Origin of the sequence: Pseudomonas sp. GM30 (assembly GCF_000282275.2) — a bacterium.
Taxonomy (GTDB): domain Bacteria; phylum Pseudomonadota; class Gammaproteobacteria; order Pseudomonadales; family Pseudomonadaceae; genus Aquipseudomonas.
The window spans coordinates 195,494-210,013 of sequence record NZ_AKJP02000028.1; the positions used below are offsets into that span (position 1 = coordinate 195,494).

General features: G+C 60.4%; 14 protein-coding genes and 1 pseudogene. 8 read left to right on the plus strand and 7 right to left on the minus strand.

Annotated features, from left to right (window positions below):
• The first annotated feature begins 196 nt into the window (after positions 1–196).
• Positions 197–514: a DUF3509 domain-containing protein gene (locus PMI25_RS20625; RefSeq protein WP_007968083.1), complete on the plus strand. Its 318-nt coding sequence runs from the start codon at positions 197–199 to the stop codon at positions 512–514.
• Here PMI25_RS20625 and PMI25_RS20630 read toward each other — a convergent pair.
• Entirely contained in the window at positions 511–1,011 is a 501-nt protein-coding gene (locus PMI25_RS20630; RefSeq protein WP_003221775.1) for a phosphate-starvation-inducible protein PsiE, read from the minus strand. The two genes, PMI25_RS20625 and PMI25_RS20630, sit on opposite strands and share 4 nt — an antisense overlap.
• A gap of 325 nt (positions 1,012–1,336) precedes the next feature.
• Positions 1,337–2,056 (minus strand): autoinducer binding domain-containing protein, encoded by a 720-nt coding sequence (locus tag PMI25_RS20635; protein WP_007968082.1) that lies wholly within the window; start codon positions 2,054–2,056, stop codon positions 1,337–1,339.
• Between the two features lie 155 nt (positions 2,057–2,211).
• Between PMI25_RS20635 and PMI25_RS20640 the strand changes: the two genes are divergently transcribed.
• The 5 genes and pseudogenes from PMI25_RS20640 to PMI25_RS20660 all read left to right on the plus strand — a co-directional run.
• Positions 2,212–2,766, plus strand: a complete 555-nt coding sequence (locus PMI25_RS20640) for an acyl-homoserine-lactone synthase (RefSeq protein WP_007968081.1) — start codon at positions 2,212–2,214, stop codon at positions 2,764–2,766.
• 171 nt (positions 2,767–2,937) lie between these two features.
• Complete coding sequence (locus PMI25_RS20645) at positions 2,938–4,182, plus strand: AfsA-related hotdog domain-containing protein (protein WP_007968080.1); 1,245 nt, start codon at positions 2,938–2,940, stop codon at positions 4,180–4,182.
• Positions 4,179–5,327 carry an oxidoreductase gene (locus tag PMI25_RS20650; protein ID WP_007968079.1) on the plus strand — a complete coding sequence of 383 codons (1,149 nt, stop codon included), beginning with the start codon at positions 4,179–4,181 and terminating at the stop codon, positions 5,325–5,327. Before PMI25_RS20645 ends, PMI25_RS20650 begins: the two co-directional genes overlap by 4 nt.
• 13 nt (positions 5,328–5,340) lie before the next feature.
• A complete protein-coding gene (locus tag PMI25_RS20655) occupies positions 5,341–6,111 on the plus strand; it encodes an SDR family NAD(P)-dependent oxidoreductase (RefSeq protein WP_007968078.1) in 771 nt (256 codons plus the stop codon).
• A gap of 189 nt (positions 6,112–6,300) precedes the next feature.
• Positions 6,301–6,555, plus strand: a pseudogene (locus tag PMI25_RS20660) (YebG family protein); the annotation flags it as partial.
• Between the two features lie 176 nt (positions 6,556–6,731).
• Here PMI25_RS20660 and PMI25_RS20665 read toward each other — a convergent pair.
• Positions 6,732–7,751, minus strand: coding sequence for a Glu/Leu/Phe/Val dehydrogenase family protein (locus PMI25_RS20665; RefSeq protein ID WP_007968076.1), 1,020 nt, complete (start codon positions 7,749–7,751; stop codon positions 6,732–6,734).
• A gap of 172 nt (positions 7,752–7,923) precedes the next feature.
• Here PMI25_RS20665 and PMI25_RS20670 point away from each other — a divergent pair, with 172 nt between their 5' ends.
• The gene (locus PMI25_RS20670) at positions 7,924–8,727 is read left to right on the plus strand and encodes a SirB1 family protein (RefSeq protein ID WP_007968075.1); all 804 of its coding nucleotides are present in this window, start codon (positions 7,924–7,926) and stop codon (positions 8,725–8,727) included.
• Between the two features lie 51 nt (positions 8,728–8,778).
• Here PMI25_RS20670 and PMI25_RS20675 read toward each other — a convergent pair whose 3' ends face one another.
• The 4 genes from PMI25_RS20675 to hmgA all read right to left on the minus strand — a co-directional run bounded on the left by PMI25_RS20675 (position 8,779) and on the right by hmgA (position 13,568).
• Positions 8,779–10,149 (minus strand): MFS transporter, encoded by a 1,371-nt coding sequence (locus PMI25_RS20675; RefSeq protein ID WP_007968074.1) that lies wholly within the window; start codon positions 10,147–10,149, stop codon positions 8,779–8,781.
• 158 nt (positions 10,150–10,307) lie between these two features.
• Positions 10,308–10,943, minus strand: a complete 636-nt coding sequence (gene maiA / locus PMI25_RS20680) for a maleylacetoacetate isomerase (protein ID WP_007968073.1) — start codon at positions 10,941–10,943, stop codon at positions 10,308–10,310.
• Positions 10,944–10,955: 12 nt separating this feature from the next.
• Positions 10,956–12,260 (minus strand): fumarylacetoacetase, encoded by a 1,305-nt coding sequence (gene fahA, locus PMI25_RS20685; protein ID WP_007968072.1) that lies wholly within the window; start codon positions 12,258–12,260, stop codon positions 10,956–10,958.
• Between the two features lie 3 nt (positions 12,261–12,263).
• Positions 12,264–13,568, minus strand: a complete 1,305-nt coding sequence (hmgA, locus tag PMI25_RS20690) for a homogentisate 1,2-dioxygenase (protein WP_007968071.1) — start codon at positions 13,566–13,568, stop codon at positions 12,264–12,266.
• 165 nt (positions 13,569–13,733) lie between these two features.
• On the opposite strand from hmgA, the gene PMI25_RS20695 reads away from it, so the two are divergent.
• Positions 13,734–14,519: an IclR family transcriptional regulator gene (locus PMI25_RS20695; protein ID WP_007968070.1), complete on the plus strand. Its 786-nt coding sequence runs from the start codon at positions 13,734–13,736 to the stop codon at positions 14,517–14,519.
• Position 14,520 lies beyond the last annotated feature (1 nt).

Below are 14,520 nucleotides of genomic sequence, written 5' to 3' on the forward strand. Positions count from 1 at the left end.
GTCGAGTGCAACGAGGCTGCGATCTTTTGATCTGCATGACGCACGTCAAGACGCTGCAGAGCAAAAGATCGCAGCCTGCGGCAGCTTCTACGTAAAGCAACAACACAGGCCACGGAATCGCCGATGATCAGGTATTGCGAACCAACCCGATCACGGCCGGTCAACAACTGCACGTTCAATCAGGCGGTGACGCATCATGGACAATCCTTTTCAGATCATTACCGATGCCTTCGCGCCGGACTATCAGATCAACCTGAGCATTCAGGGACTGGACGGCAGCATCATGCTGACCCTGTCCAACAGCGGCCGAATCGTCGCCAAACGGATGATCAGCGCCGAACAGCGCAACGATCCGGTACGGCTCAAACGGCTGGTGCAAAGCATTCAGTTCGGCATCGCCATCGAACAGGGCCACAGCGCCATGGCGATCCTTGAAGCGATGACCAGCGGCGACGGGCTGCCTCCGCCACCGCAGCAGAGCAACGGCCAGCCTCGGCCGTCGATGGGGCTTTAAAGCTCGCCCTTCTCGATCTCGGGGTGTTCACCGGAGCCGGCGCCGAGCTTGCGTTGCGGTTTTTCGATCTTCACCGACGGAAATTGCGACGAGGCGTAACGCACCACCAGGATCGAGAACGCCAGCAGCAGAATGCCGCCGCACAGGTAGATGATGCCCATGTCCGGCGGGTTGTGGTGCGAAACGTTGGAGATCAGCAGGCGGGTCAGCGCAGTGATCGCCACGTAGATCAGGAAGCGCACTGGCATGTGGTTGGTCTTGAAGTAAATCCCGACCATCGCCCCCAGTTCCAGATAGATGAACAGCAACAGAATGTCATCGATCTTGATGTGGCCTTCTTCCAGCATGCCGAGAAATTCCATCACCGCCGCCCATGCGGTCACCGCACCAATGGCGAACAGCGCCAGGTAGTGGAAGGTCTCGACGAACAGATTGCCCAGGGACTCGGCCAGTTGATGCACGTTTTGCCGCAGTTTCTCGGCCCAGTTGATTTTCACGATGATGTTCCTTAGCCCGATGCGAGCGGATGATGCCGGTTGGACGTGACGGTTTTCTGTATGCGCTATGCGCCATGCAGAAACGAGGCCACGCATCATGGCGAGCCGGCATGAAACCTGCGCCGTGGCGTTTGGTCGCACCGTTGAACAGGCACCGTCGACAAGAATGATTGTGACGGTATAACTGAAGTTTCTTGATAAGTTCGTTACCCTTGAAATGGCATTAGCTTATAAGTGAAATATTATTAATCGGGTCAATTTGTGAACTCGCGCACACTCACCTCGGTTATTCACCAGTTAGTTATCCAATAAATGACTGGTGTAATTATTTCCAGAGCAACCCCATCAGCGAAGCTTTAACTGCAGCAGCGATCTTGTTTTGGCAACCGAGCTTCTTCAGGCAATGGTTTATATGGAAGTTAACCGTCCTCTTGCTGATGCCGAGGATCACCGAAACATCGTCCGATGACTTTCCGTCAGCGGTCCATTGCAGGATTTCCTTTTCCCTTTGCGACAGTTCTATTGGCACCGGGAGCGCCGAATCCACGCCGCGCATTTGCAGGCGCGTCAGGCCCAGGTGAGTGATCTGGGCCAGCCAGGACAGCTGCGCCTGTTTGGTTTCGAGTTCCAGCGCGGTGATCGGCTCGCTGCCCCGGGCGAAGGTCACCAGCCCTTGAGTTTCGCTGTTGAGCAGCGTCTGCCCCCAGCCCTCCGCGAGCCCGTGAGCCTGAGCTTCCTGCCAGAATTCGGGCGTCTGAGCCTTGAGTTCAGCGTCCCACAGCACCGGTTTTACGCTACGCATTGCGCGCATGACGTAGGGGTCGATGTCCAGGTAGCGATTGGCGGAATAGGCGGCTTGCCAGGCGGGCGAATAATTATTGGCAAGAAAAAGACAGGGTTTGGTGATGGGGAAAAGCCTGCGTGACCCGTAAGCCACATAATCAAACTCCAACTGCCGGGCAACGGTCTTGATATTGTCGAACAACAACTCGACATCCGTTGCAGACATGGCGTTTTCCAACAGTTCAGCCTGCCAATATGACATAGAGATTCCTTTCCCACAGTTATTGCTGTCGGCTTCTTGCCAACATGCCTAGCATATTTCCAAATGTTTCCGCTAGCTGTCAAGGGTGACAGGTAGTATGCGAGCGCAGTGTGCACTTTAATCGCCACCCAACCAATCACTAAACGGAATCTGTGATGGATTACTTGTCAGGACGTTATGACGAGTTGACGACAGTAAAGCGTCAACGCTTGGCTCAATATCGCTATCAGGTGTTCGTCGAACGCCTCGGCTGGCAGTTATCCACGCCGGACGATTTCGAGTTTGATCAATTTGATCACAGCGGCACCCACTACATCGTCGCCGAAGAACACGACGGCAACATCAAGGGATGCGCCCGCCTGCTGCCGACCACCCAGCCGTATCTGCTGAGTGAGGTGTTCACCTCGTTGCTCGGCGACAAGCCTGCACCGCGCGGCGATGACATCTGGGAGCTGTCGCGCTTCACCTCACTGGACCTCGATGCCGAGGGCGGCAAAAACGAACAGGTGATGTCCGACGAAAACACCGTTGGCCTGTTCATGGCCACGCTGGAGTACGCCAGGACCTGCGGCGTTTCACATCTGGTGTCGGTGTCACCGGTCGCGATCGGACGCCTGCTCAAACGTGGCGGCATCGACTACAAATGGCTGGCACCGCCGCAGGTACTGGACAACCGAACCCTCGGCGCCTGCTACATCACGGTGCAGTAACCCTGCCCGACACGCGATAACAAGAAAACAAGAAAACAAGAAAACAAGAAAACAAGAAAACACATCAACTGAAGCTGCCGACACGCGTCGAGCAGCACCTTCGGTGTGGGTCGATTTCACGCCATGGATAGCAACTGCCTTACAACCAACGTTCAACACAGAGGGATGATCATGATCGACATGCACAGGAAAGTTGCCAAAGACATCGTCCACAAAGGCCACGATGACGACGTGCTGATTTACGACGCTCACCACTTGCTGCCGGCCTGGCTGCCGGCCGCCATCGTGCAACGGGCGAACCTTGATCCAATGGATCTGGAGATCGTCAATCAAGCCTATCGGCTCGACAGCGAGCGTCTGGTGCTGCGCTCGCTGCCAACCATCATCGACCTGGAAGAGCTCGAACTGGCGGGCCTGTCGGACTGTCTGCCGGAGCTGCTGACGAACTACGAGAAAACCACTGACCACCTGATCCTCAGCGGCGTCTGGGTGCTGGAAAGCACCGAGGCCAAACTGGCTCGACTGCCCGGTTGCGACAACGGCCTGAGCCTTGATCAGCGTCGACAGGTGCATGATGTTCTGAAGGCTCTGGACGGCTGCCCGCAACAGGGCCTGCTCTATTTCACCCTGTTCAACGACACCGCCAATTACTTTTTCTACCGCAAGCACCACGAGCACGTGCCGGGCCTGATGCTGATCGAAGCGGCACGCCAGGCGATGTACGCGCAGTTCTACGAGCACAGCGGTTACGCCCGCGGCGAGGTGTCGATTTCCATCGTTGATCTGCTGTCGAGTTTTCCCCGTTACACCGAGTCTTCGTTTCAGGTGGATGTGCTGGTCAGCGACTACGAAGGCATGGCGCCGCCGCGGGCGCGCAAGGTCGACAAGCGTGCGCGTTTCTTCCAGCGTGGCGAGCTGGTGGCCGACATTCGCCTGCACGGCGAAGTGATCAAGATGCCGGTGTTCAAGCGCATGCGGAACATCAACATCGACCCCGCCTGCTGGTTCCGTCCGCTCAAGGGCATACGCCATGAGGTGCTGGTACGCCTGGATTCCGGGCGTCACCTCTCCGCCCGCCTTGAGCTGCTGTCGATGGCCGGCCTGCAAGTGCAATGCGACAGTCCGCTCGAGGCTTCCGAGCGCGGCCACGTCTACCTGTACCTGGAAAACGAAGGCATGCTCAGCCTGCCGCTGCAATCGCTGCACGCCAGCGACGCGACAAAGGCCGGTACTCTAAAACTGCACCTGGCAGAGCTGGATTCGCCGCTGCGCTTCAAGTGGCGCGAAGTGCTCAAGCAATTCGCTTACTTCTCCCACGAAGAACCCGCCCCGGCTCCGGCGCCCGCCCTCGGACAACCGTTGTGGATGACCTTCGATCAAGCCTTGGCGATGCCCGAACAAAGGAAGGAAGCATGATGCCGCGCTATCCCCACGTGCTGGAGCCCCTGCGGCTGGCCGGTGGGCTGGAGTTGCGCAATCGGCTGTTCTTCGCGTCGATGGGCGTGGACCTGGCCGATCACAGCGGGTGCGTGACGCCCGCCATGATCGAGTTCTATCAGGGCATCATGGAGGGCGGCTGCGCCATGGCGTTTCTGTGCAACGCCACGGTCTCGCCGCAGTCGCGCCTGCAGAGCACCGGGCTCGGCCTGTTCGAAGAACATCAGGGCGAATCGCTCAAGGCGATGTTGGCGATGGCCGAGCAGGTCAATACGCCGGTGGGTGTGCAACTGCAGCATTACGGCGGTCAGGGCACCACCACCCACACCGGAGTCGCGGTGCTGACCCCGAGCGGCGTGCCCTGCCCGCGCGTATCGAAACTCGATCCGGATTACCGCGTGCGGATCATGGACGAAACCGACATCGCTCTGGTGATCGAGCAGTTCGCCCATTCAGCCTGGCTGGCCTGGACCAACGGCGCGCGTCTGGTGCAGTTGCAGGCGTCCAACGGCTACCTGCTGAGCAGTTTTCTCTCGCCGCACACCAACAAGCGCACCGACCGGTATGGCGGCAGCGAAGAGAACCGTGCGCGGCTGTTGCTCGACGTGGTCAGGGCCATCCGCGAGCGCACTCAAGGCCAACTGATCGTCACCATTCGTCTGGGCATCGACGACCGTCTGGGCGCTGAAGGGCTGCAATATACGGACCTCAAGGAAACCGTGCAGGCGCTCTGTCAGGCCGGCGTTGCCGCGCTGGAATGTTCGATGTGCATGGGCGCGACGTTCGGCCAGTTGATCGTGCATTCCGAGACCATGGACCACTACCTGCAAGCCGGCGTGCGGGCGATCAAATCCGTGTCGACAGTGCCGGTGGGTTACGCCGGTTTCATCGATGGGCTGGACAAGGCCGAGCAGTTGCTCGCCGATGGCGTATGCGATTGGGTAGGAATGTCGCGAGCGCTGTTTGCTGACAACGACCTGATCAACAAAACCCTGCAGGGCCGTTCCGCCGACATCCACAAATGCCGCTGGGACAGCCAGTGCTTCAGCGACAAGAGCAATCCGCGACTGGATCGGGTGTATTGCTGCGTGAACCCGAAATATTTACGCCCCGCGTTGGCATAAGGAGATGCGACATATGTACGATTTTCTGGGAAAAGTGTGCCTGGTCACCGGCGGCACCAGTGGCATCGGCGAGAGCGTCAGCGAACGCCTGATCAAGGCCGGCGCCGATGTGATCGTGTTCGGCCGGGACCAAGAAAAAGGCGCGGCGCTGGCCGATCGGCTGGGTGAACACTGCCGCTTCATCGCCTGTGATGTCGGGGATCCGGTGCAGGTCGACCAGGCGTTCGCGAGCATTCGTTCGGTCTACGGCCGTCTCGATTGCGCGTTCAATAACGCCGGCGTAACCGCCAAGTACGGAGCGCTCGCGCAATCGTGCCCGGATGACTGGATGAGGGTAATGAACATCAACGTCAACGGCACCTATCACTGCATGCGTCATGAACTGCAACTGATGCTCGACCGCGGCACCGGAGCGATCGTCAACACCTCATCCTGTGCCGGCGTGGTACCGATTGGCGGCCAGGTCGCCTATGTCGCCAGCAAGCAGGCGATCAACGGCATGACCCAGGTGGCGTCGATCGAAAATGCGCGACTGGAAGACGGCGGCTGCATTCGCGTCAATGCGGTCGCCCCGGGGCCGATCCTCGGCGGCATGAACAGCGAGGCACGCCTGAAAGCCGCACCGGAAAACACCCAGCGCAAAATCAACGTGACGTCGATGAAGCGTTTCGGCACCGCGGACGAAGTGGCCAACGCGGTGCTCTGGCTGCTCAGCGATCAATCCGCTTACGTCACGGGTGTGATCATGCCCATCGATGGGGGTTACGCCAGCGGCAAATTCTGAAATCAGAAAAAACCAACGACCCGCCATGTGCGGGTCGTTTCGTTTGAGGCGGGTGAATCAGGAAAAACCCCGAATCCGGTCTACATTGAAAAGCCACTACCCAAAGCGCAGGGATTCGCTTATCCTTTCGCTGTATATAAATACAGTAGTCGCTAAGACAACTAAATGTGAAGGCATGTGAGGTGGTGAATGGCCGTCGAAGTGGTATACCGCAGCAGCCGAGATCTGGAGCGCTTGTTCATGGATAAAGCCGAAGCTGACCGTCATGACAAAATGCTCGAACTGGCCGAGATGCTGTCCGAAGTGTTGCAGAAAGCCGTGCCGTCGCTGAACGAGCAACAGGTTGAAGAAGTCGGGATCTACATGGCGAAGAACCGCGATGTGTTCGCCAAGGCGTTCAAGAGCCAGCCTGATGCGCTGTCGGAGCTGATCAATGCATCGGCAGAAGTGGTCGAAAAAGCCGAAGCAGCTGAGCCGGAAGAGGCTCCGGTGAAGCCGGTTAAAGCGGCGAAAGCTGTCAAGTAATCACTGACCCATTAAAAGATCGCAGCCTGCGGCAGCTCCTACATTGGAATACGTATTTCCTGTAGGAGCTGCCGCAGGCTGCGATCTTTTGCTTTTCAACGATACAAAACTTTCTCCGCCAACTCATCCGCCACCCGCGCCGGCGAACGCTTCTCGGCCTGCGCATGGGCAAACACTTCAGTCAGACGCGAACTGATTTTCGACAGGTGCGCGGTAATCGTCCCCAGCTCTTCTCCGCGATGCTTGAGCGAAACGTAGATCAGCCCACCGGCGTTGATCACATAGTCCGGCGCATAAAGAATGCCGCGCCGCTCCAGCTGATCAGCCACGTCCAGATGCGTCAGCTGATTGTTCGCCGATCCCGCCACTGCCGAGCAACGCAGTTGCGTCACCGTGTGACTGTTGAGCACCCCGCCGAGGCCGCAAGGCGCAAGGATGTCGCAGGGTGTGCTGAGCAAGGCATCGTTGGCGATCGGGTGCGCATTGAGCTGTTCCATCGCCAGTTGCACTTTGCCGTGATCGATGTCGCTGACCAGCAACTCCGCGCCCGCCGCGTGCAACTGCTCGGCCAGTGCATAACCGACGTTGCCCAAGCCCTGAATCGCCACGCGCAAGCCTTCAAGATTGTCGCTGCCCAGCCGCGCCATGGCGGTAGCGCGAATCCCGGTGAATACGCCCATCGCCGCATGCGGTGCCGGGTCGCCGGCCGAGGTGGTACTGGTGACATGCTGGGTCTGCTGGGCGATGCAATCCATGTCCGCCACCGAAGTGCCGCTGTCGATGGCGGTGATGTAGCGACCGTCGAGTTGCTCAATGCAGCGGCCAAACGCTTCGAACAAAGACGCGCGGTTTTCCACATGCGCCGGGCGCACGATCACCGCCACCCCGCCGCCCTGATCGAGCCCGGCCAGGGCAGCCTTGTAGCTCATGCCCTGTGCGAGGCGAATGGCGTCCTCGACTGCGGATTCGTCGTTGGGATAGGCGAGATAACGGCAACCGCCCAGGGCTGGGCCAAGGCGACTGTTATGAATGGCAATGACCGCCTTCAACCCGGTGACCGGGTCAACGCTGAGGTGCAGCGATTCCAGGCGAGTGCTTTGCATGAGAGCGAACATCGGCAGGCTCCCGAATCACTTCTGGTAGACGCCAGTATAGGCTTGCGCCCAAAAATTGCTGAAGCGCACCGGAATAAGCGCCCGCTTCGACGATGACTTTGCGGCATAACCTGGTCGGTACTGGACGAATGGCGCGGACGGGGCTAAAACGAGGCATTCCCCGGAGATTGCGATGAGCCCGCGCCAACGTTTTTTCGAGTGTCTGCACCGTTCACCGCCCGCGCTGTTCGAAGCGGCGTTGTGGATGGCCGCTGAACACGAAAAAGGTCTCGATGTCGAAGCGCTGCAACAGGACTTCAAGGCGCTGCAACAGCGCGTCAGCTACGGCTTGCCGATGCTGCCGGTCAGCGAACTGGCGCAACCGTTGCTGCGGCGGATGAATGATCTGGGCTTCTCTCAGGACGATTTTCTGCCGCTGCGCCCGCAGGTTGCGTTGTTGGACAAAGTGCTGCAGACCCGTCGCGGCCAACCGCTGAGCCTGTCCTTGATTGCTCTGGAACTGGCGCGTGGTCTGGAGATTCCGCTGGTCGGGGTGAACTTCCCCGGGCATTTCCTGCTGCGGGTGCCCGGTGCAGATCACTTGCTGGATCCCTGCGGTGGTCGGCGCCTGTATCCGAATGATTGTCGCGAATTGTTGCAGCGTCAGTACGGCGCGCACCTCAAACTCAATGCCGACCATCTGGCCACCGCCAGCCCGCAGCAGATGCTTCAGCGCCTGTCACGCAACCTGCGCCAGTTGCATCTGGCGCATGAGGATTACATCGCCGCGCTGATCGATGCAGAGCGCGTGCTGGAACTGGGCGGTGCCAGCGCCGCCGATTATCTGGCCCGCGCCAGCCTGTATCAACGGCTCGATTGCCCGAACGCGGAGCGCTTCGATCTGGAGCATGCGCTGCTGCTCAGTGATGATCCGATCCAGCGATTGCGCCTGACTGAACGGCTCGGGCATCTGCCGCCGAATTCAGTCGTCCACTAATCCCTGTGTGGGAGCGAGCCTGCTCGCGATGCAGGCGCCTCGGTTTATCCTTTAGACCGCGTTATCGTTCTTCGCGAGCAAGCTCGCTCCCACATTGGATTGCGGGATATCTGAGGGCGAGCGCACCTGGATGATCAACAGCGCCGCAATGACCGCCGGAATCGCGCAGAAGAAGAAAATCTGCGTCACCGGAATGTGCGTCGCCAGCAGCATGCTGCCGAACAGCGGACCGAGGATCGAACCGAAGCGCCCTACCCCCAGCGCCCAGCCAGTGCCTGTGGCCCGCACATGCGCCGGGTAGAAATTACTGGCGAAAGCGTTCAGCGTCAGTTGCCCACCGATGATGCAGAACCCGGCGGCAAACACGCAGGCCACCAGATAACGTGGATTATCGTGGTTCAGGCCCAGCAGAATGGTGCACAGCGCAGCCCCGGCCAGCACTGCGCAGAGCAGGCGCACCTTGCGTTGCAAACGGTCGGCGAACCACGCCATGCACACCGCGCCCAAGGTGCCGGCGAACAGGAACATCGAAGTCACCAGATTCGCCTCATTGAGTTTCAGGCCGCTTTCCAGCAACAGCGTCGGCAGCCAGCTGATCATGAAATACAACAGAATCAGGCTGACAAAAAACGTCGCCCAGATCAGCAGGGTCGGTCGTGCATAACCGTTGCGGAACAGCTCGACCACGGTCAATTTGCTGCCCTGCTCGCGCTCGTTCTGTTCGACGGACGCGGCCGGCGGTTGCCAGTCCGGCAGCATTCGCGCGGTGACTTTACGCAGGCGCGCATAGGGCGGAGCATCGCGCAGTAAACGCGGCAGCGATTCCGGCAGCATCCACCACAGGAACGGGAACAGCAGCAATGGCGTGACACCACCGGCAAGAAACACCGCTTGCCAGCCAAAACGGTCGATGAAGCCCGCCGCGACAAAACCACCCGCTGCACCGCCAAATGAAAACCCACAGGCCGCCAGCGTCACCATCAAGGTGCGCAGACGCGGCGGTGAGTATTCCGACATCAAGGCCATGGCACTCGGCATCGCACCGCCCATGCCGATGCCGCAGATGAAGCGCGCGATCATCAGGGTATTCAGCGAGTCGGCGAACACCATCAGCACCGTGAGGCTGGCGTAGATCAGCACGCAGGCGAGCAGGATCCGTCGTACGCCAAAGCGATCGGCCAGCGGCGTCACCGCGAGCGAGCCGAGCGTGAGGCCCAACAGGTTGGCGCTGAAAACCGGCCCGAACGCGGCTTTCTCCAGGCCCCAGTCCTGGGCCAGGGCCGGCACCACGTAACCGAGCACCTGGGCGTCATAACCGTCGGTGACCAGCAACAAGGCGAGCAGGATCAGGAGTAACCACTGATAGCGGGACACAGGACGGGCGTCGAGTGCCGCGCGGAAGCTGGCAATCTGGTTGTGCATCGCAAGGTACCTGTTTTGTTTTTATGATTTTTGTGTACGGAGCTGATCCCTTGTAGGAGTGAGCCTGCTCGCGATAGCGGTGTGTCAGTCAACATCCCCGTATCTGACACTCCGCTATCGCGAGCAGGCTCACTCCTACATTGGGGCATTGTGAAGCGTTAAGGGGTATCAGGCTGGTTTGCCGGATGCGCCTTGATGAATGCCGGATGCTCTGCCGCCAGCGCCGCCACCCGCCGAATCCGCGGGTAAGCCTCCAGCGACACACCGAAGCGCTCGGCCGCATACAACTGCGGAATCAGGTAAACATCCGCCACACACGGCCACTCACCGAAACAGAAACCGCTGTCACCGATCAATTGCTCGACAGTCGCCAACCCCTGACTGATCCAGTGCGCAATCCACTCCACCACCTGCGGTTCTTCATGGCCCAACTGACGCAGGCGATTGAGCACGCTGACGTTGTGCAGCGGATGCACGTCGCAGCCGATCACCGCCGCCACACCGCGCACGTGGGCGCGGGCGGCGAGGTCTTCGGGCAACAACGGCCGTTGTGGATAACGTTCTTCCAGGTATTCGATGATCGCTGGCGACTGAATCAGCAACTCGCCTTCATCCGTGCGCAAGGCCGGCACCCGCCCCTGCGGGTTGATCGCCAGATACGCCGGCTGGCGATGCTCGCCCCCCGACGGCGCAATCAGGTTGACCGGCAGCGCGGTGTAGTCGAGGCCCTTCAACGCCAACGCGATGCGCACCCGATAAGACGAGGTCGAGCGGTAATAGGTGTAGAGATCCATGATCCGCTCCTGTCAGCGCGCCGCCAGCACTTTGCCGCGGCATTCGCCGAAGCCGATCGAGGCAAAACCATCTCGGGCGCAACGCGCGCGCAGGATGATTTCGTCGCCGTCCTCAAGGAATTTGCGCACTTCGCCGGAGGCCAGTTCGATCGGCTTTTTACCGCCCTCGGTGATTTCCAGCAGGCTGCCGAACTGACCGTTTTCCGGACCGGACAAGGTGCCCGAACCGAACAGGTCACCGGCCTGCAACTGGCAGCCGTTGACGCTGTGGTGCGCGACCATTTGTGCGACGGTCCAGTACATGTAGCGAGTGTTGCTCAGGGTCAGGCGATGGGCCGGCAGACTCTGCTCGCGCATGGCTTCGGTGAGCAGCAGCACTTCCAGTTCGATGTCGAAGGCGCCGCCATCCTGATCACGTTTGTCGAACAGGTATGGCAGCGGCTGCGGATCACCTTGCGGACGCGCAGGTTGCGCCGTGCGGAATGGCTCCAGCGCTTCAGCGGTCACCACCCAAGGCGAGACACTGGTGATGAAACTCTTGGACAGGAACGGGCCCAGCGGCTGGTATTCCCAGGCCTGGATATCGCGGGCCGACCAGTCGTTGAGCAGGCAGAAACCGGCGATGTGTTCGGCGGCGTCACCGATGGCAATCGGCTCGCCCATTTCGTTGCCCTGACCGATCCAGATGCCCAGTTCCAGTTCGTAGTCCAGTCGGGCGCAAGGGCCGAAGGTCGGCTCGCTGGCACCGGCCGGCAACGTCTGCCCCTTTGGACGACGCACGTCGGTGCCGGAGGCGCGCACCGTGGAGGCACGACCGTGATAACCGATCGGCACGTGCTTGTAGTTCGGCAGCAGCGGGTTGTCCGGGCGGAACAGTTTGCCGACGTTCTGCGCGTGCTCGATGCCGACGTAGAAGTCGGTGTAATCGCTGATGCGCGCCGGCAGGTGCATCTGGCAATCGGCCGCCAATGGCAGCAGTTTCACGCCCTGGGCTTCGATGGCGCCGCGGTGGCTGCTGCCCTCGCTGAACAATTCCAGCAAACGGCTGCGCAAGGCTACGCGGGCTTCGCGACCGAGATCGAAGAAGGCGTTCAACAGACCGCCGTGCATGGCTTCAACCGCGCTGCGTGCCGGGCCGTCGAACAGGCCGGCTTCAAGCGCCACCTGCAGATCGAAAATATGTTCACCGATCGCCACGCCCGCGCGCGGCGCCGAGCCGCCAGTGCTGAACACACCGAGCGGCAGGTTCTGCAACGGGAAGTCCGCGTGGCCGTTGGCCGAAGCAACCCAGCTGCGGGTGATGGAAGTCTGAGTCATGGGTTATCTCCGGGTCGGGTCGAACGTGGCAGGCAGCGTGGCCCAGCAGGCGTCGTAAGTGGATTGCAGTTGCGGGCAGTCGAGGGCGAAGCGGCTTGGACGCAGCACCTGACTGGTCTCGAACATGAAGGCCATGGTGTTATCGATCTTCGCTGGCTTGAGGTCGGCGTTGATCGCTTTGGTGCAGGTTTCGCCATCCGGGCCGTGGGCGCTCATGCAGCTGTGCAGCGAGGCACCGCCGGGCACGAAGCCTTCTGCCTTGGCGTCGTACTCACCGTGGATCAGGCCCATGAATTCGTTCATCAGGTTGCGGTGGAACCACGGCGGACGGAAGGTGTTCTCGGCGACCATCCAGCGTGGCGGGAAGATCACGAAGTCGAGGTTGGCCAGACCGTGCACGCTGGTCGGCGACGTCAGCACGGTAAAGATCGACGGATCCGGGTGATCGAAACTCACGGTGCCGATGGTGTTGAAACGGCGCAGATCATATTTGTACGGCACGTTGTTGCCGTGCCAGGCGACCACGTTCAGCGGCGAATGATCGAGCTCGGTGCCCCACAACTGGCCGAGGAACTTCTGCACCAGCGTCGTCGGCTGCTGCAGGTTTTCATAAGCGGCGACCGGCGCGAGGAAGTCCCGTGGATTGGCCAGACCGTTGCTGCCGATCGGCCCCAGATCGGGCAGGCGCAGCGGCGCGCCATGGTTCTCGGCGACGTAACCGCGCGCCTGCGGATCAAGCAGCTCGACGCGGAATTTCAGGCCACGCGGCAGCACGACAATTTCCAGCGGCGCGACGTCCAGCACACCGAGTTCGGTGGCAATTCGCAGCCGCCCCAGTTGCGGCACCAGCAGCAGTTCGCCGTCGGCGTTGTAAAACACCCGCTCCATCGAACGGTTGGCGGTGTAGTTATAGATGCTGATGCCGGCTGGTTTTTCCGCCGCCGAATTGGCCACCATGCCGACCAGACCGTCGATGAAATCAGTCGGCTCGGCCGGGATATCCAGAGGATTCCAGCGCAGGCGATTGGGCGTCACTTCACCCAATGGGCCGCCGGCCAGTTGCCGCTCCAGTTTGACAAACGCCGGGTGATTGGCTGACGGCTGAATCCGGTACATCCAGGTGCGCCGGGCTTCACTGCGGGTCATGGTGAACGCAGTGCCGGAGAGCAATTCGGTGTAGAGGCCGTAGGGGGCTTTCTGCGGGGAATTCTGGCCGATGGGCAAGGCGCCGGGCAACGCTTCACTGCTGAATTCGTTGCCGAAACCGGACTGGTACGCCAGCTCCGACGCGTTTGAATCGAGGTTCATGGAGCCTCCTGAACAGGGAGTCGGCAGTGGCCCATCGCTCTGGCTCAGAGGTTTGCGCACGCCGGGGTTGTTATTATCGTAATTCGATTACGCATAACGTAATTTGCTCGCTACCCAGCGTCAAGCTATAAAGACGCCCATTCGTTTTCGGATCCCGGCCGCACCATGGAAAAAACCAGCGACAACAACGGCAAACAGAAAGTCCGCTCCGCCGAGGTCGGCACCGACATCCTCAAGGCGTTGGCCGAGTTGTCGCCCTCCACCTCACTGTCACGTCTGGCCGAGCATGTGCAGATGCCGGCGAGCAAGGTGCACCGTTATCTTCAGGCACTGATCGCCAGCGGTTTTGCCGAACAGAACGCCGCCACCAACCACTACGGTCTCGGCCGCGAAGCGTTGCGCGTGGGCCTGGCAGCCCTGAACAGTATGGACGTGCTGAAAGTCGCCGCACTGCCCCTGTCCGAGCTGCGCGACGAACTGAATGAAACCTGCTTTCTGGCGGTCTGGGGCAATCAGGGCGCGACCGTGGTGCACATCGAGCCGGCAGTGCGCGCGGTGACGGTGGTGACCCAATTGGGTTCAGTGTTGCCGCTGCTCAGTTCGTCCACCGGGCTGGTGTTCAGTGCCTTTCTGCCGCATCGGGAAACCGATGAGTTACGCGAGCAGGAAATTGCCGTCGCCGGCCATCCACTGGCCGATCAAAATGCCTACAGCAGTTTGTGCGAGCAGATCCGCGCGCGCGGTCTGCATCATGTGCACGGTTTGTTGATGCCTGGGGTCGATGCCTTGTCGGCGCCGGTGTTCAACGCTGTCGGGCAGATCGCCGCGGTGCTGACCATCGTCGGTCCGACCTCGCTGTTCCACGCCGACGAAAACGGCCCGGCGGCGCAGCGGTTACTGGCTGCGTCGCGGGCCGTGAGCTGGCGCATGGGGTATGAGCAAGCCGATTGAG

Bases quoted from the DNA above. Each gene is read 5' to 3' on its own strand.
- PMI25_RS20625 (WP_007968083.1), top strand. From the start codon at position 197: ATGGACAATCCTTTTCAGATCATTACCGATGCCTTCGCGCCGGACTAT.
- PMI25_RS20635 (WP_007968082.1), bottom strand. From the start codon at position 2,056: ATGTCATATTGGCAGGCTGAACTGTTGGAAAACGCCATGTCTGCAACG.
- PMI25_RS20640 (WP_007968081.1), top strand. From the start codon at position 2,212: ATGGATTACTTGTCAGGACGTTATGACGAGTTGACGACAGTAAAGCGT.
- PMI25_RS20645 (WP_007968080.1), top strand. From the start codon at position 2,938: ATGATCGACATGCACAGGAAAGTTGCCAAAGACATCGTCCACAAAGGC.
- PMI25_RS20650 (WP_007968079.1), top strand. From the start codon at position 4,179: ATGATGCCGCGCTATCCCCACGTGCTGGAGCCCCTGCGGCTGGCCGGT.
- PMI25_RS20655 (WP_007968078.1), top strand. From the start codon at position 5,341: ATGTACGATTTTCTGGGAAAAGTGTGCCTGGTCACCGGCGGCACCAGT.
- PMI25_RS20665 (WP_007968076.1), bottom strand. From the start codon at position 7,751: ATGTTCGCTCTCATGCAAAGCACTCGCCTGGAATCGCTGCACCTCAGC.
- PMI25_RS20670 (WP_007968075.1), top strand. From the start codon at position 7,924: ATGAGCCCGCGCCAACGTTTTTTCGAGTGTCTGCACCGTTCACCGCCC.
- PMI25_RS20675 (WP_007968074.1), bottom strand. From the start codon at position 10,149: ATGCACAACCAGATTGCCAGCTTCCGCGCGGCACTCGACGCCCGTCCT.
- maiA (WP_007968073.1), bottom strand. From the start codon at position 10,943: ATGGATCTCTACACCTATTACCGCTCGACCTCGTCTTATCGGGTGCGC.
- fahA (WP_007968072.1), bottom strand. From the start codon at position 12,260: ATGACTCAGACTTCCATCACCCGCAGCTGGGTTGCTTCGGCCAACGGC.
- hmgA (WP_007968071.1), bottom strand. From the start codon at position 13,568: ATGAACCTCGATTCAAACGCGTCGGAGCTGGCGTACCAGTCCGGTTTC.
- PMI25_RS20695 (WP_007968070.1), top strand. From the start codon at position 13,734: ATGGAAAAAACCAGCGACAACAACGGCAAACAGAAAGTCCGCTCCGCC.